This is a genomic window from Paenibacillus xanthanilyticus, from assembly GCF_042682185.1.
GTDB classification, from domain to species: Bacteria; Bacillota; Bacilli; order Paenibacillales; family Paenibacillaceae; genus Paenibacillus_Z; species Paenibacillus_Z xanthanilyticus.
The window spans coordinates 985,978-1,007,132 of sequence record NZ_JBHUHA010000002.1; the positions used below are offsets into that span (position 1 = coordinate 985,978).

At 60.5% G+C, this 21,155-nt stretch carries 18 protein-coding genes; 7 read left to right on the forward strand and 11 right to left on the reverse strand.

Annotated features, from left to right (window positions below):
• Window positions 1-21: 21 nt before the first annotated feature.
• Window positions 22-1,488 carry a stalk domain-containing protein gene (locus ACFSKT_RS21405; protein WP_377718186.1) on the forward strand — a complete coding sequence of 489 codons (1,467 nt, stop codon included), beginning with the start codon at window positions 22-24 and terminating at the stop codon, window positions 1,486-1,488.
• Window positions 1,489-1,564: 76 nt separating this feature from the next.
• On the opposite strand, the gene ACFSKT_RS21410 is transcribed toward ACFSKT_RS21405, so the two are convergent.
• Genes ACFSKT_RS21410 through ACFSKT_RS21420 form a run of 3 tightly spaced genes read right to left on the reverse strand, consistent with a single transcriptional unit; the run spans window position 1,565 to window position 4,422 of the window.
• Window positions 1,565-2,365 (reverse strand): ABC transporter permease, encoded by an 801-nt coding sequence (locus ACFSKT_RS21410; RefSeq protein WP_377718185.1) that lies wholly within the window; start codon window positions 2,363-2,365, stop codon window positions 1,565-1,567.
• A complete protein-coding gene (locus ACFSKT_RS21415) occupies window positions 2,349-3,320 on the reverse strand; it encodes an ABC transporter ATP-binding protein (protein WP_377718184.1) in 972 nt (323 codons plus the stop codon). The genes ACFSKT_RS21410 and ACFSKT_RS21415 overlap by 17 nt, the downstream gene beginning before the upstream one ends.
• A gap of 13 nt (window positions 3,321-3,333) precedes the next feature.
• Window positions 3,334-4,422 carry an ArsR/SmtB family transcription factor gene (locus ACFSKT_RS21420; RefSeq protein ID WP_377718183.1) on the reverse strand — a complete coding sequence of 363 codons (1,089 nt, stop codon included), beginning with the start codon at window positions 4,420-4,422 and terminating at the stop codon, window positions 3,334-3,336.
• Window positions 4,423-4,639: 217 nt separating this feature from the next.
• On the opposite strand from ACFSKT_RS21420, the gene ACFSKT_RS21425 reads away from it, so the two are divergent.
• The gene (locus tag ACFSKT_RS21425; protein ID WP_377718182.1) at window positions 4,640-5,311 is read left to right on the forward strand and encodes a response regulator transcription factor; all 672 of its coding nucleotides are present in this window, start codon (window positions 4,640-4,642) and stop codon (window positions 5,309-5,311) included.
• Window positions 5,308-6,321, forward strand: coding sequence for a sensor histidine kinase (locus ACFSKT_RS21430; protein ID WP_377718181.1), 1,014 nt, complete (start codon window positions 5,308-5,310; stop codon window positions 6,319-6,321). The genes ACFSKT_RS21425 and ACFSKT_RS21430 overlap by 4 nt, the downstream gene beginning before the upstream one ends.
• A gap of 91 nt (window positions 6,322-6,412) precedes the next feature.
• On the opposite strand, the gene ACFSKT_RS21435 is transcribed toward ACFSKT_RS21430, so the two are convergent.
• From ACFSKT_RS21435 to ACFSKT_RS21445, 3 genes are all read right to left on the reverse strand, one after another.
• The gene (locus tag ACFSKT_RS21435; protein WP_377718180.1) at window positions 6,413-8,380 is read right to left on the reverse strand and encodes an ABC transporter permease; all 1,968 of its coding nucleotides are present in this window, start codon (window positions 8,378-8,380) and stop codon (window positions 6,413-6,415) included.
• Window positions 8,377-9,123, reverse strand: a complete 747-nt coding sequence (locus tag ACFSKT_RS21440) for an ABC transporter ATP-binding protein (RefSeq protein WP_377718179.1) — start codon at window positions 9,121-9,123, stop codon at window positions 8,377-8,379. Before ACFSKT_RS21440 ends, ACFSKT_RS21435 begins: the two co-directional genes overlap by 4 nt.
• A 132-nt stretch (window positions 9,124-9,255) precedes the next feature.
• On the reverse strand, window positions 9,256-10,431 hold the full coding sequence (locus ACFSKT_RS21445) for an MFS transporter (RefSeq protein ID WP_377718178.1): 1,176 nt from the start codon (window positions 10,429-10,431) through the stop codon (window positions 9,256-9,258).
• Between the two features lie 138 nt (window positions 10,432-10,569).
• Between ACFSKT_RS21445 and ACFSKT_RS21450 the strand changes: the two genes are divergently transcribed.
• Window positions 10,570-10,905 carry a winged helix-turn-helix transcriptional regulator gene (locus ACFSKT_RS21450; protein WP_377718177.1) on the forward strand — a complete coding sequence of 112 codons (336 nt, stop codon included), beginning with the start codon at window positions 10,570-10,572 and terminating at the stop codon, window positions 10,903-10,905.
• A 208-nt stretch (window positions 10,906-11,113) separates the two neighbouring features.
• Here the strand turns inward: ACFSKT_RS21450 and ACFSKT_RS21455 are convergent, their stop codons facing one another.
• Complete coding sequence (locus ACFSKT_RS21455; protein WP_377718176.1) at window positions 11,114-11,857, reverse strand: MBL fold metallo-hydrolase; 744 nt, start codon at window positions 11,855-11,857, stop codon at window positions 11,114-11,116.
• 264 nt (window positions 11,858-12,121) lie between these two features.
• Between ACFSKT_RS21455 and ACFSKT_RS21460 the strand changes: the two genes are divergently transcribed.
• Window positions 12,122-13,456, forward strand: coding sequence for an arabinan endo-1,5-alpha-L-arabinosidase (locus ACFSKT_RS21460; RefSeq protein ID WP_377718175.1), 1,335 nt, complete (start codon window positions 12,122-12,124; stop codon window positions 13,454-13,456).
• Between the two features lie 78 nt (window positions 13,457-13,534).
• On the opposite strand, the gene ACFSKT_RS21465 is transcribed toward ACFSKT_RS21460, so the two are convergent.
• The gene (locus tag ACFSKT_RS21465; protein ID WP_377718174.1) at window positions 13,535-14,299 is read right to left on the reverse strand and encodes a carbon-nitrogen hydrolase family protein; all 765 of its coding nucleotides are present in this window, start codon (window positions 14,297-14,299) and stop codon (window positions 13,535-13,537) included.
• 30 nt (window positions 14,300-14,329) lie between these two features.
• Window positions 14,330-14,626, reverse strand: coding sequence for a hypothetical protein (locus tag ACFSKT_RS21470; RefSeq protein WP_377718173.1), 297 nt, complete (start codon window positions 14,624-14,626; stop codon window positions 14,330-14,332).
• 232 nt (window positions 14,627-14,858) lie between these two features.
• Between ACFSKT_RS21470 and ACFSKT_RS21475 the strand changes: the two genes are divergently transcribed.
• Window positions 14,859-16,103: an MDR family MFS transporter gene (locus ACFSKT_RS21475; RefSeq protein ID WP_377718172.1), complete on the forward strand. Its 1,245-nt coding sequence runs from the start codon at window positions 14,859-14,861 to the stop codon at window positions 16,101-16,103.
• Between the two features lie 99 nt (window positions 16,104-16,202).
• Here the strand turns inward: ACFSKT_RS21475 and ACFSKT_RS21480 are convergent, their stop codons facing one another.
• Window positions 16,203-17,705, reverse strand: a complete 1,503-nt coding sequence (locus tag ACFSKT_RS21480) for a DUF4153 domain-containing protein (protein WP_377718171.1) — start codon at window positions 17,703-17,705, stop codon at window positions 16,203-16,205.
• A 137-nt stretch (window positions 17,706-17,842) separates the two neighbouring features.
• Here ACFSKT_RS21480 and ACFSKT_RS21485 point away from each other — a divergent pair, with 137 nt between their 5' ends.
• Window positions 17,843-19,762 carry an ABC transporter substrate-binding protein gene (locus ACFSKT_RS21485; protein WP_377718170.1) on the forward strand — a complete coding sequence of 640 codons (1,920 nt, stop codon included), beginning with the start codon at window positions 17,843-17,845 and terminating at the stop codon, window positions 19,760-19,762.
• A gap of 197 nt (window positions 19,763-19,959) precedes the next feature.
• On the opposite strand, the gene ACFSKT_RS21490 is transcribed toward ACFSKT_RS21485, so the two are convergent.
• Window positions 19,960-21,078 carry a hypothetical protein gene (locus tag ACFSKT_RS21490; RefSeq protein ID WP_377718169.1) on the reverse strand — a complete coding sequence of 373 codons (1,119 nt, stop codon included), beginning with the start codon at window positions 21,076-21,078 and terminating at the stop codon, window positions 19,960-19,962.
• Window positions 21,079-21,155: the final 77 nt, after the last annotated feature.

The following is a 21,155-nucleotide window of genomic DNA, read 5'->3' on the forward strand; positions in this document are numbered from 1 at the left end:
CCCGGAGGAGGCATCGCATAGATGAAAAAAACGCTCACCGCGCTCCTAGCGGCTTCGGCGCTTTCGCTGCAGCTGGCGTTCCCGACTTCGGCGGCCGCGCTTCAAGGGAGCATCTCGGACTTTTCGCCCACATCGCTGATTAAGAAAGACGGCTCATATTGGGCGTGGAGCGGCAAGCAGGCCGTCCCGACCCAAGTACACGGGCTGACGGATGTGAAGGAAGCCTTCGCCGAGCAGCTGGTCGTGAAGGAAGACGATACGGTCTGGCATTGGCAGCGGGATGCCGCGACGAACCGCGTAACGATCGAGCAGATCCCCGGCGCGGTCGGCCTCGCATCGGTGCTGCGTTACTGGGAAGACGAGGCGCTCATCGCCGACGCGAGCGGCGCGGTCTTCGCCGTTCCCGTGAACCCGCACGGACTCGTGCCGTCGAAGACGAGGAAGATTGAAGGCATCGAGGGCGTGGCGAAAATCGCGGCCTATCAGGAAGTGACCCCCGCGTATGATCGAGCGAGCGTGCTGGTGTTCCTGAAGAAGGAGGGCTCGGTCGTCCGAAGCGCGCCGGAGCTTGCGCGCTTCTCGCCGGTTCCCGGCTGGAGCGGAATGCTGGACATCGAGCGGAACGCGGGGCTCAAGCATGACGGCACCGTGTGGACGCTCCCCGAAGAAGTGGCCGAGACGGGCCGTCAAGACGTGAAGCCCGCGCAGGTCCGCGGCCTCTCGAATATCGCGAAGATCAACGGCTCGGCGGCCATTGACCGCAGCGGCAGGTTATGGTTCTGGGGGAAGACGGTCACCGGCCAATCCGACGGCGTCGTCTATTACAAGCAGCAACCGGTCATGCTTAGCGCCGTCCAAGACGTACGCGAAGCCTACCTGGCCGAGCGCAGACTCGTCGCGCTGACCGACGACGGCAAGCTTTATGAAACATCGGTGGAAGGCGTCAAACTAGCGCCGAACGCCAAGTTCAACCTGCTCGCGACGGGCGTAGAAGAGGTGGAAGCAAGCCGGCATCTCATTTTCCAGCTGAAGGACGGCTCGCTCTGGGGGTGGGGATTCAACAAGAACGCGGAGCTTGGCTACGGCGATTACGAGCTCAGCCACGAGCTGCCCGTCCCCGTGCAGAAGCCGATCGCCGTCATCTTGAACGGCGAATCGGTCGAGCTGACGAACGGCGTCGTGACGCGCGCCAGTCAAGCGTTCGTCCCGCTGCGCTCCGTCTTCGAGAAGCTTGGCGCCAAGCTGAGTTGGGACGACCATGCCAAGACCGTCACGCTAACGGGCGTCGATCCGGACAAGCCGCTTCGCATCACGATCAACTACAAGACGGGGATCACACAGCTGAACGGCGCAGCGGTCAACCTTCAAACGCCGCCGTTCAGCGTCAGCGGCACCTCCTACCTGCCGCTTCGCTTCATTAGCGAGCAGCTCGGCGCGCAGGTGGACTGGAATCAGGCGGCGGAGAAGATTGATATTCGTTATGAGTAGCCCTTGTCGGGCCTCAGCACCTCAACCCAAAAGCCCTGTTCGCGTGAAGCGAACAGGGCTTTGCTTTTCGCTACCGCTACCGGTTCACCCGCCAGCTGACCAGCCTGCTGACGATGAATAACGACAGCACGCTGAACGCGAGCATGACGAGGCAATCGATCAGGACGCCCGTCGTCCAACCGTGCAGCAGCACCTGCCGCATCGCATCCGCCGCGTACGTCGTCGGCAGCGCGTACGAGATCCACTGCACGACCGTCGGCAGCTGGTCGGCCGTCACCATGACCGGCGACAGGAACGTAATGAGCATCATGAGCGCTTGGCATAGAATGTTCGTCAGCTGATGGCTCGGCGACCAGAAGCCAAGGATGATCCCGACGCCGACGACACTCGTCAGGCATAGCAGCGCCACGAGCGGCAGCGCGGGCGTCATGTGCAGCGTCACGTCGAACATCCACTGGCCGAGGAACAAGAGGATGACGAACGAAGGCACGGTGCTCATCAAGCCGCGGATCATGTTGGCCAGCACGAAGTTGAATTTGGAAATCGGCAGCGAGGCGTAGAACGTAAAGTGATCCTGATGCTTCTGGAACGAAATTTCCTGTCCCAAGCCGTTAAGCCCCATGACGATGATGCCGAACAGCAAATTGCCCGCCAAGATCTGCACAATGTTCTCGTAGGACGGATCGGTGATGAAGAACCGCATGAAAATAATCGTCGTCATCGGAATCAGCGTCGCCATGACGATAATCCACACCCAGCTGTTGCGGATCGTCGCGAATTGAATCCGCACGAGGATCGACAGCTCCGTCCACCATCTGCCCAAGCCCGTAGGCACCGCGATCGCGGCCTGCGGCGCGGGATTAACCGACCCTCTCATGCAAGGCCTCCCCTTTCTCCGCTTCCCGGTCGATGTGGAAGTAGACGTCCTCCAGACTTGGCGGAAGAACGGAATATTCCTCGATCGCAAGGTCCGACCGCGCGATAATCATTTCCAGCAGCGCGGCCGCCCGGTGCTTCTCGACGAGCAGCCGGATGCGGTTCTCGCCGCCCTCCTGCACGATACCCCACGCGGACAGCTCACGCTCCGCCGTTTCCCGCTGCCCCATCGTGGTGCCGATCTCGAACCGGAGCCGCTGATCGACCCGCTGCTTCAGCTTCGCGACCGCGTCCATCGCCAGCAGCTTCCCGTGGTTGATGACCGCCACCCGGTCGACGACCTGCTCCGCCTCCAGCACATTATGCGTCACGAGCAATATCGTCGCCCCCTGCCGGTTATGCTCCTCGATCAAATTCCACACGAGGCGGCGCTTCTTCGGATCGAGCTCGTTGGTCGGTTCGTCCAGGATGAGCACCGGCGAATGGCCGATGAGCGCGGTCCCGATGCCCACCATCCGCTTCTGCCCGCCGGAGATTCGGCTTAGCTTCTTGCCGGACAGCTCGCTCATCTCGAACAGCTCGAGCAGCGCCTGCGCTTCGCGCTTCGCCGCGCGCGCCTCCATCCCCCGGAGGCGGGCGGTGAAGACGAGCGCCTCCATGACGAGCAAATCCGAGAGCACATGCGGGTCCTGCGAGAAATAGGCCACCTCCGAAGCGACGCGGCGCGATTGGGCGTATACTTCGCTGCCCTCATACAGCACCCGGCCCGACGTCGGTTTGAGCTGGCCGACGAGCTGCTTGATCAGCGTCGATTTGCCCGCCCCATTCGGACCGAGCACCCCGAGAATTTCGCCCCGCTCGATGCCGAGCGATATGTTATCGTTAGCCAGCTTGGTGTTCTTGCCTTTCTTATAGAGCTGGCTGATCTCCTGCGCTTCGAACACGTAATGGCTCATTTCGTTCCCCTCCTTAGTTCAACAACATCCGTTTGGTCTGATCCATCAGCATAGACAGCCGATCGGCGTCGAGCTCGTAATAGATGCGGCCGTCCGCCTTCGTAATCCGGATCAGACCGAGATCGATCAGCAGGTTCGTATGATAATTGATAGCCGCCGGCGTCAGCGCCATCAACTGCGCCAGCTCCCCGGCGTAATGATTGCGCGTCTTGAGCAGTTCCAGCAGGTCGAGCCTGCGTTTGTCCGCGATCACCTTCAGGAACTTCTCGGTCATGTCCTTATCCTCTTGCCTGCGCTCCAATGCGTCGTTGAAGTAGCCGAGCGACATCCAGCTGCACGCGTCGCCGCGCCAATCGACGGCGTTGAAAAACATGCACACCTGCGAAATATAGCTGACGTGCACGCGCGTCCGCTTCGTGACGAGCTTCGGATCGATCCGGGCGATGCGGGCGAAAGACTGCTCGGGATCGGCCGCGAACAGCGCCTCGTACTTCCGAGCGCCTTCCTCGCCGAACGCCGCGAGGCGCTCCCGCTCCGGCAGAAAAGCATGGGTCCAGAACGATTCCAGCAGCAGGACGGTCCGGTGCCGGAACTCCTCCGGATAACGGGCACAATCGAGCAGCTCGGCGTGCAGCTCCGCATCCGGCAGCGGATGCGCGGCGGCCAGCAGCGGCAGGAGCTGCGCATCCGTTCGGACCGAAGCGGCGTCTCTCCCATCCAGCCAGTCGATTCCCGCGCTCTCGTACACCGCCTCCAGCAGCATATACACCAGATCGAGCGCGTCCCAATTGCGATAGCGTTCGAACCACTCCTTCGTGGTGGCCGCCTCCTCGCCGCCGAAGAAGACGTTGTACAGGCCGGCGTCCAGCCGGTCGTAAAGCGTGCTTTTGCCGAAGAGCAGATTCATCTCCCGCTTCACGTGACGGGACAGCCGGCCGATCATTCCCTCCAGCATGTTCGTCGCCTCTTCGTCCAGCGCAATGCCCATCTCCCGGCCGAATTCCAGCATGAAATCCTTCTTGGCCGCCATCGAGAGCGCGGCGATGAACTCTAGCGGCTCGCAGTAGCCGAACTCCAACAACTGCTGCTGCTGCTCGATCATGGGTTCGATAACGATCCTCTCCATTCGATCTGACTTAAGTTTATACTTAACAATCTATACTCAGTTTTAAATAATGACTTAAGACAAAATTAACAAACAACCGCCCACCTGTCAATATTTGCTAATGGTTATTTTCGGAAATCGTCGTCCCGCTCCCCTGATCGTTCCGAAATGCTATACTTAAAACACGACAAATTCGCCAAAGGAGGTCTCTTCCTTGTTTCATATCCTGCTTGTCGAAGACGACGACAAGATCCGTGCGATCGTGGCCGACACGCTGCGCAAGTGGCAGATGCAGGTGACCGAGGCGGTCCGCTTCGACCGGGTGTTGGAGGAATTCGAACAAGCCCAGCCGCATTTGGTCATCCTGGACATCAATTTGCCGGTGTTCGACGGGTACTACTGGTGCCAGCGTATCCGCGCCGCTTCGAAGGTGCCGATCCTGTTCCTCTCCTCGCGCGATCAGAACATGGACGTCATCATGGCGATCAACATGGGCGGCGACGATTTCGTGCAGAAGCCGTTCGATCTCGGCGTCCTCGTCGCCAAGGTCAATGCGCTGCTGCGCCGCAATTATACCTACCAGGACGAGCAGCTGCAGCTGGCGCACGGCGGGCTCACGTTCAACCTGTCCAATTCGTCGATCGCCGCGGGGACGCAGAGCGTCGAGTTATCCCGCAACGAATTCATCGTGCTGCAGACGTTCATGCGCAGCATCGGCAAAATCATTTCGCGCGAGGAGCTGATGCAGGCGCTCTGGAACGACGAGCAGTTCGTCGACGACAACACGCTGACCGTCAACGTCAATCGGCTCCGGCGCAAGATCGCCTCGCTGGGCCTTGCAGACTTTATCGCGACGCGCAAAGGAATGGGGTATATCGTCGAATGAAGTTCAGGCGGTTCCTGGCGTACGAGCGGCCTTACCTGTTCGCCCTGCTCGCGGTCGTCGCGGTCGTCACCCTCGTCTTCATGACCGACCCCGGCGTATTATGGCGCTGGAGCACCGTGCTGTACGCCTGCGCGCTCGCGCTGATCATCGCCGCCGGCTTCACGCTGTACCGCTTCGCGCTGAGCGCAAGCGCGATCCGGCACATGGACGACGAGGAGACGCGCCCGCTGTCGATGGAGGCGGCCGCCTACCGCGAAGCCATGGAGCGGATGGAGCGCCGGCACATCCAGGCGCTCAACGAAGCGAAGGCGCAGCAGCGCGAGCATTATAATTTCATCGTGTCGTGGTTCCACGAGATCAAGACGCCGATCTCCGTGCTTCGGCTCATGCAGCAGACGCAGATCGACCCGGCAAGCCTGGAAGAGGAGCTGGCCCGCATCGAGCATTACGTCGATCAGGCGCTCTACTACGCGAAGCTGGACAGCTTCAGCCAAGATTACGAGATCGGCGAAGTCGCGCTTGCGTCCTTCATGAAAGGCATCGTCAGACGCCACGCGAAGACGTTCATCTCGCGCAAAATCCGGATCGATCTGCGGATGGAGCCGTCGCTATCCGTCCAATCCGACCCGAAGTGGCTCCAATTCATCGCGGACCAAGTCCTCACGAATAGCTTGAAATACACGGCTGAGAACGGGGAAATCGTCATCTCGACCCGCGTCTTCGCGCAGGAGAAGCAGCTCGTCATCCGGGACAACGGCATCGGCATCGAAGCGAAGGATTTGCCGCGCGTGTTCAACCGCGGCTTCTCGGGGACGAACGGGCGGCAGACGCAGGCCAAATCGACGGGCATGGGACTCTATCTCGCGCAGGAGCTCTCGAACCGGCTCGGCCATTACATGACCTGCTCGTCGGTGGCCGGCGCGTACACGGAGATGGTGATCCATTTTCCGAAGCATCACGACGTGCATTGGTCGATGCGGCGCGTGGCGATTGCGGAAGAAAACGATTAGCCCGGACGTTCAATCGAGAAAGACGCCAAAAACCGCAAGCACGCGGCATCCTAGCCGTTCGCTTGCGGTTTTTTGCTGCTCCTACTATCCCCTATCCCCGTGCGCTCGCCAACCGGTAATATAAGTTCACCGACGCGAGGTAGAAGACGAAATAGATGATGAAATAGCCGCCCATGATCGCCCACACCGCGGCCGTCAGCCCCGGAAAGTCCTTCACCGAATCCAGAATGTACACCTTGATGATGAACCAGCTGAACGCGATTCCCAGCGCGAGCGGCGGCGCGAACACGAACAGCTGCTGCTTGCGGACGGCGCCGCGGATTTGCTCCTCCCGCACCCCGATTTTGCGCAAAATCGCATACTGCCCCCGGGCCTCCGTCGCCTCGCGCAGCTGCTTGAAGTAGATGACGCTCGCCAGCGCGAAGACGGCGATGACCGCGAGGAAGGCGCTCGCGAACAGCAGCAGCGCGGAGCCCTCGATCTGCTTTGAGTAGACGTCGGCGAACGAGGAGTAATATGCTTCCGGCTGCTTCGTCACCAGCGCGTGAAGCTCCTTCGACAGCGCCTCCGCGTTCTTCGCGTCCTCGATATCGTAGATTTCGAACGTTCTGCGCGCCGCGTCCGTCTGCAAGGACGCATAAGCTTCGTCCGCGACCACGAGAACCGCCGGCTTCTTCACCATGGAGAGCACCGGATCGCTCGCCCAGCCGAGCAGCGCGTAGTCCTTCTTCTCGACGACGCTGAACGCGGCGGTACGCGAACCCAGCGCAAGCTCCAGCCGTTTGACGTCGCCCCCCTCGAACGTCGTCGCGAAATCCGTCCCCTGCGAGAGCGATACCGCTTCGTCGCCCGTAAGCGAGACCGTTTGGTCGCCGCCGCGCAGCTTGACGAGCTCGTTGTACGCTTGCTGAGGCACCAGCAGCACCTGCGGAAAAAAATATTCGGGATTCTCGAACGCATCGTCCACCGGCGTAGTCGGATCGGACGCGAGCGCCTCCAGCGTGCGATGCCACACGATGCCGTGCGCGGACTCGGCGATGATGGCTTCCGCCTCCGTCCGGACGGCCGGGTCCTTCGCTTCATAGGCGATGTCGTTCGGCAAATTCATGCCGACCGCGTCGAACTGGACCTTGTAGTTGATTGTAACGAAGCAGGTGAGCAGCATGATCAGCGTGCCGAACAGCGTGATGAACGTCAGATTGAGCGTATTGCCGCGCACCTGGAACCGCAGCGCGGACGTCCACAGCATCGTGCCGCCCTCGAAGTACCGCCGCCTTCCGCTTATATATTGCAGCAGCCAGCCCGTGAACTGGCGGAAGAACAAGAAGGTGCCGCCGATGATGCCGATCGTGACGATAATCATGCTCACCAGCGTGTACTCCTGCCACATGACCGAGGTCGCCCCGCCGCCGATGACGACGAATGCCGCCGCGAGCAGCGCGACCGCCAGCAGCGCCAGCCATCTGTTCGCATCGATCGGCTTCTCCATCCGCTCCTTCGCCCGGAACAGCTCGATCAGCTGGACGCGGCGGATAACGAAGTGGCTTTGCAGCGTGACGAAGACCGCGAGCGCCAGCAGCACGGCCACCGTCGTCCCGACCGCTCCGAGCGGGAAGGATAGCGAGATGACGCTGTCGTATTGCATCAGCTTCATGAGCAGCATGCCGAACAGCTTCGAGAGCAGGCCCCCGAGCAGGATGCCGCATACCAGCGATACCGCGCCGAGGACCAGCGTTTCGTAGAACACCATCCGCGTGATTTGCCCCTCGCGCATGCCGAAGAGCAGGTACGTGCCGAATTCCTTTTTGCGCTGCCGCATGAAGAACGAATTGGCGTACAGAATGAAGAAAATAATGAACACGAATACGACCACGGACGCGACCGACACGCCCATCCGGAAATTATCCCGGTTCTCCAGCGCGCTTAGAATATCGTCGTTGAACATGAGCGACGAGAAGGTGAAATGAATGACGACCCCGATGATCATGGAAACCAGGTAAATCGTATACAGGCGGAAATTCCGCTGCACGTTGCGCAGCGTCAGATCGAGCAGGCTCATCGCTTGCCTCCCCCGAGCAGACTCTGCGTATCCAGAATCCGGTCGTAGAACGCCTTATGTCCTTGGTCGCCCGCATACAGCTCGCTGACGATGCCGCCGTCCCGGAGGAAGATCACTCTTCCGCAATAGCTCGCCGCATAGGGATCGTGCGTCACCATAAGGATGGTCGTGCCGAAGGTGTCGTTCAAATGAACGAGCTGCTCGAGCAGTCCCGTGGCCGAGCGCGAGTCGAGCGCGCCCGTAGGCTCGTCGGCGAATACGATCGACGGCTCGGTAATGATCGCGCGCGCCGACGCCGCCCGCTGCTTCTGGCCGCCCGAAATTTCGCTCGGATATTTGTCCAGGATGCTCTCGATGCCCAGCGCCTCCGCGATCGCCTTCAAGCGGGCTTCCATCTCCTGTGACCTGACCTTGCGCAGCGATAGCGGCAGCAGAATGTTCTCTTTCACGTTCAGCGTATCGAGCAGGTTGTAGTCTTGGAAAATGAAGCCCATATGCGACTGGCGAAATTCGCGCAGCGCCCGCTTGTTCAGCGCCAGCAGCGATTGTCCCTTCAGCCAAACGTCGCCGCCCGACAGCCGGTCGATCGTCGACAGCACGTTCATCAGCGTCGATTTGCCCGAGCCGGACGGCCCCATAATGGCGGTAAACTCCCCTTCGTTCACAGTAAGATCGATATTGTTCAGCACCTGCGTTTTTCCGTAATGCTTGGATAATTGTTTCGTTTGAATGATGGCTTGCACGTTCGCATCCTCCCTTTCCTGTCCTTACTATAGACCGGATGAAGAGAGCTATCCATCGCGGCGGCTGGCAGGAAGGTGACGTTTTTGTCACTTTGGCTTCGGATCGGGCAGCTTGGCGCAATAGCCCCCGCTTCAAACCGCCGTTTTTGCCGCTGACCCTTTACGTCTGGCTGTGCCGCTCGACCATACCGCTGCCGCGACGCCAATCGTCACCATAACGCTGCCGAGCCATGGATGATACAGCACCGTGCCCGAAGCATCCGACAGCACGCCGCCCGCGGCTGCCCCGAGCGCCAGCCCCAGGTGAATAACCGGCGTATTCAGTCCGAGCACGAGATCGGCAGCATCGCCGGCTTGCCGGATCAGATAGGCATTGAGCGCCGGAGCGGACATGAAGACCGAGCCCATCCAGAGGATAATCAACGCGAGACCTCCGGCAAGCGTTGCCGACAGCAGCGGCGTTAACGCCAGCGTCACGACGCCCGCCGCCATGCTGAGCACGAGCATTTCCCCCGCGCCCCAGCGATCAACGCCGCTGCCGCCCAGACGCGAGCCGAACACCCCGATCAAGCCCAATGCGAGCATGATGACCCCGACGCCGCCCGCGCCGACCTCGTAAATCGTCTGCAAATACGGCGCCAAATACGTCAGGATGACCGAGTGGCTCATACTGTTGAACAACGCCGCGCCGATGCCGGCCAGAATGACGGGGTTACGCAGTACACGCGCCTGTTGGACGAACGGAACGCTCGCTCCCCCGGCTATGTTCGGCATCAGCTTCGCGAGCGCGCCGGCGACCAGCAAGCTGAGCGCCGCCAGCAAGGCGAAAATGCCGCGCCAGCTCCACCATTCCGCGATCGCCACGCCGATCGGCACCCCGAGCGCCATCGCGAGGCTGAAGCCGAGGGCGATCATGCCGACCGCGCGGCCGATTTTGTCCGGTGGCACGAGCTTCGCGATCGAACTGAGCGCAACCACGCTGTATAATCCCGCGCCGATGCCAAGCACGACGCGCGATAGCACAAGAACCGCGAAGCTCGTGCTAAAGAACGCCACTGCGCTGCCAAGCGCGAATAGAACGAGCGAGCCGACCAGCACGTCCTTGCGTTCGCGCTTCGATGTGAATGCGATAATTAGCGGCGTACCAACCGCGAACGCGACCGAATATGCGGTGACGAGCTGTCCCGCCAAAGCTACCGACAGGTTTAAATCCGCCGCGATTAGCTGTAAAATACCAGATACGACCAGCTCGGCGGAGCCGGCCAGGAAGCCCCCGAGCGCTAGCATCATGATCAATGTCCGATTCATACTCCCCATCTCCTTCAACAGATGTTTTCCCTCTTGTCAGTCATTATAGTTAAGTTAATAACTTATTGTAAGAAGGCAAAACAGATGGACATAGTCCGTTCGCATTGATCAACTAACTATTTATAAGCGGGTGATTCGATGAGCGAGCAGCTTCGGCATGAGGAAGAAGATTTATCGAATATTTGCGAGGTGCTCCAAATTCTAGGCGCCAAGTGGTCGTTCCTGATCATCGCCGAGCTGTACAAGGGGCCGAAACGGTTCAAGCAGCTGCAGCGGGACGTGAAAGTGGTCAAGACGCAATCGCTCACCGATGCGCTGCGCCATTTAGAGCATACCGGCATCGTGCATCGCGAGGTGATCCCGACCGTCCCCGTAACCGTTGAATACTCCTTGACCGAGAAAGGGATGGATTTCAACGAGGCGCTCAAGGCGATGGACCGCTGGGCGGCCAAATGGGCGGGACGCAAACCGTGACATGCCAAAGAGGGTGGAAACCGTCGCTAACGCGGTAGTTTCCACCCTCTTGTCTGCTTGACTTCGCCCTTCGGCAGATTCGCAAGCGAAGCCGCGTCCCCGAAATGCCGTCCACAACCTCTATTGCTTCTTCCCCTATGAGCGGACCATCCCAATTCGAACCTGCTTGGCTATAGCGCCAGCGCGCGTCAAGCCCTTCCCCGCTTCATTAGCCAAGCGCAACCGACTCTCCAGCCTTCAGCATGCGCACGTCGACCTTGCCCTCCGATGCCGCCGCGAGCCTGGCCGCGATATCCGGCGTTTCGGTATAGACCGGTGGATAGTGCACGGTTCCATAATGGATCGGCACCAGCATCCCCGCGGTCAGAATCGCGGCGGCCGCCACCGCCTGCTCCGGCGTCAGGCAGATCGGCTGACCGCTGGGCAGCCGTCCCGGCAGTTGGAGCACCGCCCCGTTCACCGGCAGGAAGGCCGCGTCGAACGGTCCGTATTGGGCGGCTATTCCCCACCAATACCCATGCCACAGCGTATCGCCGCAATGGATCGCCCGCCGTCCGCATGCTTCCACCGTCCACGCTGCCTGCACGTCTCCGACCCCGTCGACGGAGGGAAGGGCGGCCGCCTTCACGCCGTTCCCCAGCGCGAAGGATTCGCCTACGTCTGCCCCGATGACGTTCGTCAATCCTTTTGCACGCGCGGAGTCCGCCATCGCAGACGGCACATACACCGGAATGTCGGCGCCAAATGCCTCGATTATCGCATCGGGGTCGAAGTGATCCTCGTGCAAATGCGTAACCAAGACGACATCGGCTTCGCCGTACGTACGCAGCGGATGCATCGGTTCGCGCGCGCCGCCGAAGCGATCGGGAATGCGCGTGACTGGATCGATCAGCACCGCGGTGCCACCTGCTTCAATTCGAATTCCAGCCCAAGACAGTCGTTGAATATTCATACATACGCCTCCTTTATTTAACCTCTTACTTTGTTTTTCTCAGGTTAATTACTCTCATCCTAACAAATTACGTTTAATTCGTAAATAACTTTTTATCTAGTTAAAAAAGCGAAATCCCCGATATTAGATTAATAATTGTATTAATGTTTTTATTAATATATTTGCAAACATATTAATATTTTTATAGAATGAACCTAACCCATGCCAACGCTTTCATTGTGCCGACGGCATGCACTTCATGCGCATCTCTCAAGGAGGATTTCCATGACCGACCTGAATACTGCGACGATCCATTTCCCATCCGCTCCACCCGCGCAGCCGCCGAAGCCCGTATTCGTCGAGGGACAGCAGCCGCCGAAGCTGGACCCGTCCAGTCTATGGGGCTCCCACGACCCGGCGCTCTTCCGCGACCCGGCGACGGGCCTATATTATACGTATTGCACCGGCGCAATCGCCAGACGATCGGTCGATCTCATCACGTGGGAGACCATCGGCAAAGTCGTCGAAAACCCGCCGAAGGAATCGTCTGATTGGGTCGGCGATACCGGCATATGGGCGCCGGATATAATCAAGGTCGGCGACGAATACCGGCTTTATTGCTCGAATTCCACTTGGGGCGTCAGACAGTCTGCTATTTTCCTGGCGGTCGCGGACAACGCGGAAGGTCCGTTCGAGCCGCGGGGCGTCGTGCTCAAGACGAGCCACGATTCTCCGGTCAACGCCATTGACGCCAATCTCATCGTCGAAGAGCAGACGGGCGATCATTATATGGCCTACGGCTCCTTCTGGGGCGGCATGCATATCATCAAGCTGGACAAGGAGACCGGACTCGCGGCCGAGGAAGGCATCGGCGTCTGCGTCGCGAGGCGGCCGAAGTGGGCGGACGGCGCGATCGAGGGGCCGTACATCCGTTTCAATCCGGATACCGGCTTTTACTATTTATTCGTGTCGTACGGCTCGCTGAAGAGCGATTACAATATTAGAGTCGGCCGAAGCCGCGCGCTGCTCGGACCTTACCTCGATCCGAACGGTCGGGATATGAACGACGTGGACGACGACCGCAATGAGATCGGACTTCTGATCGCCGGCGGCTATCGCTTCGGCGGCGGCCAAGGCTACATGGGTCCCGGACACAATTCGGTTCTGCGCGACGACGACAACGCTTGGTACTTGGCGTGCCATATTCGCGAGCATGATTTCAGCGGCCCTCAGATCGCGACGATGCACGTGCACCGCATCCTCTGGACCCCGGACGGCTGGCCGCTCCTGAACCCGCAGCGCTATGCCGGGGAACGCATCCAGCCGATTGACCGGGCGTCGATCGTCGGGGAATACGAGCGGATCAAGCTGACGCCGCTCATTCCTCAGTCCGTGCTGAATTCGGTCCCGATGACGTTGTTCGAGGACGGCCGGTTCGAATGCTGCTCCATCGTCGGGCAGTGGGAGCAGACAGGAGAGACGACGATCGCCATCGCCTATGGCAGCGTCGTGGAGACCTGCTTGCTGACGCCCGCCTGGGATTGGCAGCGGAACAAGCCGACCCTCGCGCTCGCCGGTCTGGATCAACGCGGCGTGGCCGTATGGGCCAGCAAGATTTAGATGCGTAATAAGCGCACGCTAATAAGGAGCAGCCGCATCGCGCGTGCTACTCCTTTTTTTTGCCGAGCAATCTCGATGTTAGCGCAGCAGCTCCGGACGATACCGCCTCGCCAGCAAGCCGCTCGCTTCCGCCGGGTCGATCTCGTACGCAAGCAGCTGCTCCCGCCCCGGCTCGGACGCGCATAGCCACTCGCCCGAGGGGGCCACGATGCCGCTCGGACATCCTTGTACAGGGAGCGCGAAGTTGACGGGCGCGAAGAAAATCCGGTTCTCCTCGCTTCGGCAGGCGGCCGCGGCCGCGTAGAACGCCGGACGGGTAACTGCGCCGGTGAACATCGGATGGAATACGATGCTGGCCCCGCGAACCGCCGCCCAGCGGACCGTCTCCGGATAGCGCCAGCCCTCATGACAGATTGCGATGCCGAACTTCGTGCCGCCGACCTCGAACAGACGGCGGCCGTCGCCGGGGACATAGCCGAACCGATCTTCGTCCGGATCGATTTGATTTTTCGTCTGGTAGCCGAGCAGCTCCCCTTCCCCCGAGATGACGAACGCGACCAGGTGCAGGCCGAGCTCGTCCTCCCACTCCGTCGGCAGGATCACGGCGATGCCGCACTCCGCCGCTAGCTTGCGCACCTGTTCGACTGCCCCCCGCATTCGCCCGTGATTGTAAGGCTCGACGTCGTAGCCAACGCCTCGAAGGCCGGGCAGGATCGATTCCGGGAAACAGACGAGCTCGCAGTCCTGCCGCGCCGCTTCTTCGATCATCGCCGCTATGGCGCTCAAACCGTCCGTCATACTTGATGGGAACCGTGTTTGCGCCAGTCCGATCTTCATTAACATCCTGCTCCCTTCTGCTTGTCCAATCGTCCGTTATTCCGTACGTTCTCTCCGTCGTCGAAGCCGCGTCCGGATCGCGACCCCCAATATATAGACGGCCAAAGTCGCCGTTCCGATCGACATGTATTCCGGGAACCCGAAGGAGTACCAGAACACGGACACCGTGCCTTCCTGATGACCTAGAAGCGCAACCGGCGCCAGCTCCAAACTCGCCTCGTCGGCTGCCGGCGGCGCCGCGTTGACATACCGGCTGATCCCCTCGAGCGACAAATGGATTAACGCTGGAACGGCGAGCGCCGCGAGCGCGCCGATGATGATTTTTCGTTTCATTCCTGCCTGGCTCTCCCTTCCGCGGCAACCGCCGCGTTCAGCCCCTCGCCATAGGCTCCGGCTGAACGAATCTCCCTCTACTAACGCCCTCCATCATACATGGGTGCCCCCCGCCTTGAAAAGGGGAACTGTCCAAGTCGTTTTCTACCCTTTTTGTCTGTCGGCCGCCGCGTATAATTAGTACCAACGCAAGACATGCGCAGACTTCCTACCGAAAGTAGATGACGCACCTATGGCAACCTCAATTCAAGCACGTTCGCTTATTCCTAGATTTCATCCCGTTGCTTGGGCCATCTTGGCCGGCACCTTCCTGTCCCGCACCGGATTTTTCATGGCAATCCCGTTCCTCGGCATTTATTTGAGCCAGACGAAAGGAATCGATCCGACGACCGTCGGGGCGATTCTCGCCATCAGCCTGTTCGCCGGGACGTGCAGTAGCTTTATCGGGGGCATGCTCTCCGACCGGTTCGGCCGCTTCCCCGTCATGATTACGGCGATGACGCTGTGGAGCCTCGTATTCGCGGGCTTCGCGCTGGCGGATTCCATCGCCGCCTTCTTCCTGCTGAGCGCCTGCAACGGCTTGTTCCGCAACGTGTTCGAGCCGACCGCCCGCGCCCTGCTGGTGGACGTGACGCCCGCCGAACAGCGGTCCATCTTGTTTAACGCCCGGTATTTCGTCATCAATATCGGAGCAGCCATCGGGCCGCTCATCGGACTTCAATTAGGCGCAGGCGGCTCGTCCTCGTTCGCCCCGTTCTCGATTGCCGGCGTCATCTTCCTATTCTACGCCGCGGCGCTCGCGATCGTCCGCCGCTCGTACCGTCCGGCCAGCGCGGGACAAGCAGGATCGGAGCCGGTGCCGTTCCGTCGTATTTTCAAGGTCGTCTTCGCCGATCGCATCTTCCTCTGCTTCCTGATGGGCAACCTGTTCGTCGCCGGCGCCTACAGCCATCTGGATACGACGCTGTCGCAGTACATGGGCCACGACCGTATCGACCTGTACCCCAAGCTGTTCCTTGTTAACGCGGTATCGGTCCTGGTCCTGCAATATCCGCTCGGCTGGTTGATGAAACGATACTCGTCCATTACGGCGCTCAAGGTCGGCTGCGTTTTTTTCGGACTCGGCGTCTTCGGCTTCGGGCTTTTCGACAATACTGCCCTGCTCGCGCTGTCCGTGGTCGTCTTCACGATCGGCGAAATTCTATGCTTCGTGCACGGCGACGTCATCGTCGGCGAGATAGCCCCCGAGCATCAACGAGGCGCGTATTTCGGGGCCAGCGGCCTGGCCTTCCTCGGCCAGAGCGCAACCGCTTGGCTGGGCGGATTCCTGCTGCATAAGCTCGGCTTCTCGCAAGGACCGCTAATATTCGGCATTCTCATGCTGCTAACCTTCATCGCGGTTCCGTTTTATTATCGCGGACATCGGCTGCTCGAGCAGCGCAAGCCGCGTGCCGGGCTAACCGATCGAGCCGCGTGAAAGTTTAGCCGCTATCGTCGCGCTAATCGTTGGACGCACACAAGGCGAGGACCGTCAAGGGTCCCCGCCTTTGCTTCATCCTCTGCCGATCCGGCGTTATTATTCCCACCGCATCCGTTGTTTCGACCAATTCCACGATTGCCAGCCCTTCTCCTTGCTTGCGTCTTCACGTAACCGCGTCAAGGCCGCCTCGAGGCCGGACAGCTCCGGATGACGCTCCAGCAGCTTCCGCAGCTGCGGCCCCGCATCCGCGGACAGCCCCGCCAAATAGTCGACGTCGATGTCTCCGGATTGCTCGTAGCGCGCGATATTTTGGCTGGCGATGCGCGCATCCAAATTCACGTAATTGAGAATGACGTACGATAGCAGTCCGAGTCCGATGAACGCTTTCGCCAGCGAGATCTGCTCGCGCCATATGCGCGCGAACGCGAATGCCAGCAGCGCCGCCAGGAACAGCATGAAGCCGTGCACGAGCAGCCGCGTGACCGTGTAGCCATAGGCCTCCTCGTACAGCGACAACCGGATGTACGCCGAAGCGAGCATGACGAACGTACAGCCGACAATTAGGCCGAGCAGCGTTCTGCGCGCATGCTCAAGGGCGCCCGGCTCGCGCTTCAGGCCGTGAAGGCCAAGCAGCAGCAGCCCCAGATTGATTAGGGCGACGAGCACTAGTTCCACGAATCCGCGGCGCGCATAAGCGGCGTAAGCCGTCCCTTCCGGCAGCAGGCCGTCCGCGGCGCCGAACAGATACGAGAACTGCAGCGCGGCGAACAGCACGTAGACGAGGGCCACGCTGCCGAGCAGCGTGCAGCCGGTCACCGCGTGCAGGCGCATGTCGACCGTGCGGCCATCGACCGGCTCGCCGCCTCGGCGCTGCGCCATTCGCGGCCCTTGCTCCGGAAATAACAGTCCCCACAAGTAGCAGAACACAAGCAGCGAGACGACGAGCGCGAAGCCAATCCGGATGACCGCTTCGCCCAGCTGCGCGTCTGCGAACAGCGCGGGAATTCGGCCAAGCCACGCCTGGAAGACGCCGTCCGCCGCCGCGAGCAGCAGCACGACCACGATCAGCACCGGAACCGCGAGCAGCAAGCCGAGCAGCGCTTGTCCCGCCGCCCCGCGTCCCTCCTCCCTTCGTCCTCCCCGAACCATCAGCTCGCGGATCAGCCGGAACGGGACCGCGCCTTGTTTCATCGTGCGAATGAAGCTGATGTCGAACAGATCGGCGTAGAACGCCGCCCGGTACCACGGCTTACTGCTTGCGCGGGTCAAGAGCGCCGCCTGCGCGAGCAGCATGGCCGGAATGAACAGCGCGTTCAGAGCGCGGAACAACTCGTTCGAGAATAAGGCATAACTTGCGGAGAGCAGCGCGATGGGGAGGAACAGCAGCCAGCCGGAGCGGCTTTGTCCCCGCCACTGATCCAGCCCTCCGATTCTGCCTTTCATGGCGTAGAAGAAGACGGCATATAAGGCCATGACCAGCAGCGGGACCGATAATCCCGCGGCATGTCCCACGAGCGCGTACTGGCTGAATACGCCGAATAGCAACGCGATCGGCAGCAGCCGATCGTATCTCTTTTGCCAGGGTGCGGGATCTCTCATGCGCGAATCGCTCCTTGCAACAACGTAATAGACTTGCATTTTGAGGACGTTCTCCTTTATATTGTAGCCATGAAAACAGGAATAAAAAGTGCAAGTTAGACACTGGAAATTTCATATTTTAATTAGGGGATCTTTCCATGAAAATTCGCAGGCATTATTTGGCGCTCCGCCAGCATTACGCGCATATCCGCGACGGCGAGCCGTTCGAGGCGACGACGGGCGAGCTGTCCGGCGTGATCGACTGCACGCACCGCAACATGGTCATGCTGCTCAAGCGGATGCAAGAAGAACGATGGCTGACGTGGGAAGCGAAGCGAGGACGGGGCAACCGCTCGACGCTGTGCTTCCTCGCGAGCGTGGAGCAGACGGCGCTTCAGGAAGCACAGGAGCTGATCGAGCGGTCGGACTTGCAGGCGGCGCTTGCGCTTCTGCAGTCCTTCGAGGATCAAGGAGGCGCCCGGGAGCAGTTTCAACAGTGGCTGAGCGGGCAATTCGGCTTTCATTCCGAGCGGCACGGTTCCGCCCGTTCCGATATTTTGCGCTTTCCGCTGGCGCAGACCATCTATACGCTGGATCCGGCCGCGACGCATTACGCGGGCGAATCCCATCTGGTCGCCCAGCTGTTCGACGGTCTTGTCCGGATGGACGCCCATGGTCAAGGCATCATTCCCCATCTCGCACACGCCTGGGATACGGATGAGACCCGCACCTTATGGACGTTTTATCTGCGTAAAGGCGTACTGTTCCATCACGGGCGCGCGATGGTCGCCTCCGACGTCAAATATTCGCTTGAACGGCTTTGCAAGCTGGCGCCGAACGGATTGTACAGCTGGGCATACGGCGGAATCGCGGACATCGAGACCCCGGACGAGACGACGGTCCGCATCCGACTTGCGCATCGCAACGAGACGTTCCTTGCCTTCCTTTCGACCAATCGGGCTTCCATCGTGCCGCAGGATGTCTGCGAATCTGCCGGCGCCGAATTCGGCCTTCGGCCGGTCGGGACAGGTCCGTTCCGGCTGACGGGAAGCGAGCAAGGGGTCTGGGTGCTGGAAGCGTTCGGCCCCTATTTTCAAGGTCGCGGCTTTCTCGACCGGGTAGAGGTGTGGACCATGGACGGCGATGAGGCCAATCAGGAGACTTCCCGGCTGCCCGCCTTCCAGGTCATGCACAACGTCCGCATGGCGGATGCCGCCTCGGCCGGCTGGCAGCAGGTACGTCAATCCGGCACGACCTGCAAGTTCCTGACGGTGAACGAGCTGAAGGAAGGTCCGCTTAGCGACCCGCGCTTTCGCGCGGCGTTGAACGAGGCGATCGATCGGAGGAAGCTGCTTGGCCTTCTGTCCGGCGACGTGCTCGAACAAGCGGACAGCTTCTGGCCGGGCGAAGGACAAGCGGCTCATCGCGGCGGCCTTCTCGGGACCCCGGTCTTCGCCTCGGCGCAAGCCTGTGCTCGCGTCGATGAGATCGCGGCTGAACGGGTCTCGCGCCTCCACGCATCCGAACCGGCGAATGAGACGCCCGCCATCGCTGCGCCGGCTCCGGCGAAGGGCTCCCGCTCCGGCTCTGCCGGCGATCGGCTGCTGTTCGCCACGATCCCGCAGTATGAGCGCGACGCGCGCATCATACAGCAGCTGTGCGGCCAAGCCGGAATCGACATGGACATCCAGCTCATCCCCGCCGAGCTGTTCAAGGGCGAAGCCCGCATGGACGCGGACCTGCTGCTCTTCGCCGTCATGCTCGACGAGCACCGCGAGCTGCGCCTCGTGGACTTGTTCAGAAGCCTTCAGCAGCATACGCTGCCGGATATGCGGCACTGGCTGGACCAAGCGGTGGAGCTTGTGCTGGCCGAGCCGGATCCCGCGCGTCGAAGGAGCTTGTTCCTCGCGATCGAAGAGACGCTGACGGACCGCGGCGCGCTCATGTTCCTATATCGCAAACACCTGAAGACCGCTTTTCAGCCGAACGTGCGCGGCATCGCGCTGGAATCGCTCAGCTGGGTCCGTTTTCGCGATCTTTGGTTCGTCCCGGACACGCAAGAAGAGCAGGCGCTTTGATCGCGCCTGCTCTTCTTGCATTCTTCGAATAGCCTAACGCTTTGTTGAATCCGATAAGAGGCGGCCTTCCCCGCTCCCTCGCGCTTGCAGCTTCGCCATGCCTTCGTCCACTAAGCGCAGGCGCGCGGTCTGTCCGTGCTTATACCATTCGGGCGGCCCGCAGAACGCGGGTATTTCGCCTGCAAGCAAGCTTGCTCTTACCCACTCGTTGTCGTTTCGGCGGCCTTTCTTTTCCTTATGCTTAACCAAACGACGAGCCAGCCCGCCGCCAACAGTCCCGCGAGCACCACCCGAATCAACCCGACCGCCAAGAAATCGAGGATCTTATCGCTGCTGACCGATTGGACATAAAAGTAAGCATAGGCGAAAATCGCCGGCGCTCCTGCCGCTATGATAAGCGATTGTCTGCGCCGCATTGCCGTGTAGAACAGTCCGCCGGCCGCGAGCACGACGATGAGCAGACTGATTAAATTATGCCGAATCGGCGAATTCGTGCCGTAGATCAGCCCCGAAGCATCTACGAGGGACAGCCGCCATTCCGCTTGCGGCAGGGTGTCAAGCTTAGCGCCGTATGCGGCCTCGTCCAACTTCGTCAGCGGGATGCTTGAATGCAAGCGATACTTGCCATCCGGCACGCGCACCTCCAGCTCGACGGCCGTCTCGCCCTCCCAGAATGAAGCTGGCGTCATATAGTACAGATAAGAATGAACCGTCTCCACGACGTTGATCCGATGAAAGCCGCCATAGTCGGTGTAGCCCATCGTCACGGTTTTCTCCTCGCCCGAGGTAAAGGAAAGGCGGAACGAGTAGCCCGTATCCGTGCGTTCGCCGCTAAATGTACCCGGCGAACGCTCCCGATACCGAAGCACCTTGCCGCTTAGCGGTTCCACCACTTCTCTCGCGGGTTCGCGTTTCATCCAATTCTCAAGCTGTACATGCGTAATCGCCGTCTTCTTTAGGGCGCGATCTCCTTCCTTAACATGGAACTCCTCCTCGGGAAATGACGGCGTAACGAACAACAGCTCGATATCCTTTGGTCCCCCGTTACCGTTGCGCAGCACGTACTCAACCTGGACATGCGCGATATCGTTACGCTCCCGGTCGATCTCATATATGATTTTCTCGCGGACCAGCGCGATTCCCGAGTTCTCGTCGAAGCGCAGAGGCCCTTGCCCGGCCGGCGGCCAAGACAGCGCCCCGCCGTTCGCGGAAGCCTCCGAGGGCTGGGAAGCGAACAGCGAGCAGGCGACCATAGCCAGCATCGCTGCTCGTAGACAAACTCCATACCAACGCTTTATGCGTCTTCCCTTATCCATTGCTGAACCTCCCCGTATCGAGTTCGTGCTCGGTTCAAAGATGACGGACTCCCGCCTCGCTACCCTTACGAGCCCTC

Coding starts and splice junctions, on each gene's coding strand:
- ACFSKT_RS21460 (WP_377718175.1), top strand. CDS start 12,122: ATGACCGACCTGAATACTGCGACGATCCATTTCCCATCCGCTCCACCC.
- ACFSKT_RS21405 (WP_377718186.1), top strand. CDS start 22: ATGAAAAAAACGCTCACCGCGCTCCTAGCGGCTTCGGCGCTTTCGCTG.
- ACFSKT_RS21450 (WP_377718177.1), top strand. CDS start 10,570: ATGAGCGAGCAGCTTCGGCATGAGGAAGAAGATTTATCGAATATTTGC.
- ACFSKT_RS21490 (WP_377718169.1), bottom strand. CDS start 21,078: ATGGATAAGGGAAGACGCATAAAGCGTTGGTATGGAGTTTGTCTACGA.
- ACFSKT_RS21470 (WP_377718173.1), bottom strand. CDS start 14,626: ATGAAACGAAAAATCATCATCGGCGCGCTCGCGGCGCTCGCCGTTCCA.
- ACFSKT_RS21480 (WP_377718171.1), bottom strand. CDS start 17,705: ATGAGAGATCCCGCACCCTGGCAAAAGAGATACGATCGGCTGCTGCCG.
- ACFSKT_RS21435 (WP_377718180.1), bottom strand. CDS start 8,380: ATGAGCCTGCTCGATCTGACGCTGCGCAACGTGCAGCGGAATTTCCGC.
- ACFSKT_RS21415 (WP_377718184.1), bottom strand. CDS start 3,320: ATGAGCCATTACGTGTTCGAAGCGCAGGAGATCAGCCAGCTCTATAAG.
- ACFSKT_RS21430 (WP_377718181.1), top strand. CDS start 5,308: ATGAAGTTCAGGCGGTTCCTGGCGTACGAGCGGCCTTACCTGTTCGCC.
- ACFSKT_RS21420 (WP_377718183.1), bottom strand. CDS start 4,422: ATGATCGAGCAGCAGCAGCAGTTGTTGGAGTTCGGCTACTGCGAGCCG.
- ACFSKT_RS21445 (WP_377718178.1), bottom strand. CDS start 10,431: ATGAATCGGACATTGATCATGATGCTAGCGCTCGGGGGCTTCCTGGCC.
- ACFSKT_RS21485 (WP_377718170.1), top strand. CDS start 17,843: ATGAAAATTCGCAGGCATTATTTGGCGCTCCGCCAGCATTACGCGCAT.
- ACFSKT_RS21475 (WP_377718172.1), top strand. CDS start 14,859: ATGGCAACCTCAATTCAAGCACGTTCGCTTATTCCTAGATTTCATCCC.
- ACFSKT_RS21455 (WP_377718176.1), bottom strand. CDS start 11,857: ATGAATATTCAACGACTGTCTTGGGCTGGAATTCGAATTGAAGCAGGT.
- ACFSKT_RS21465 (WP_377718174.1), bottom strand. CDS start 14,299: ATGTTAATGAAGATCGGACTGGCGCAAACACGGTTCCCATCAAGTATG.
- ACFSKT_RS21410 (WP_377718185.1), bottom strand. CDS start 2,365: ATGAGAGGGTCGGTTAATCCCGCGCCGCAGGCCGCGATCGCGGTGCCT.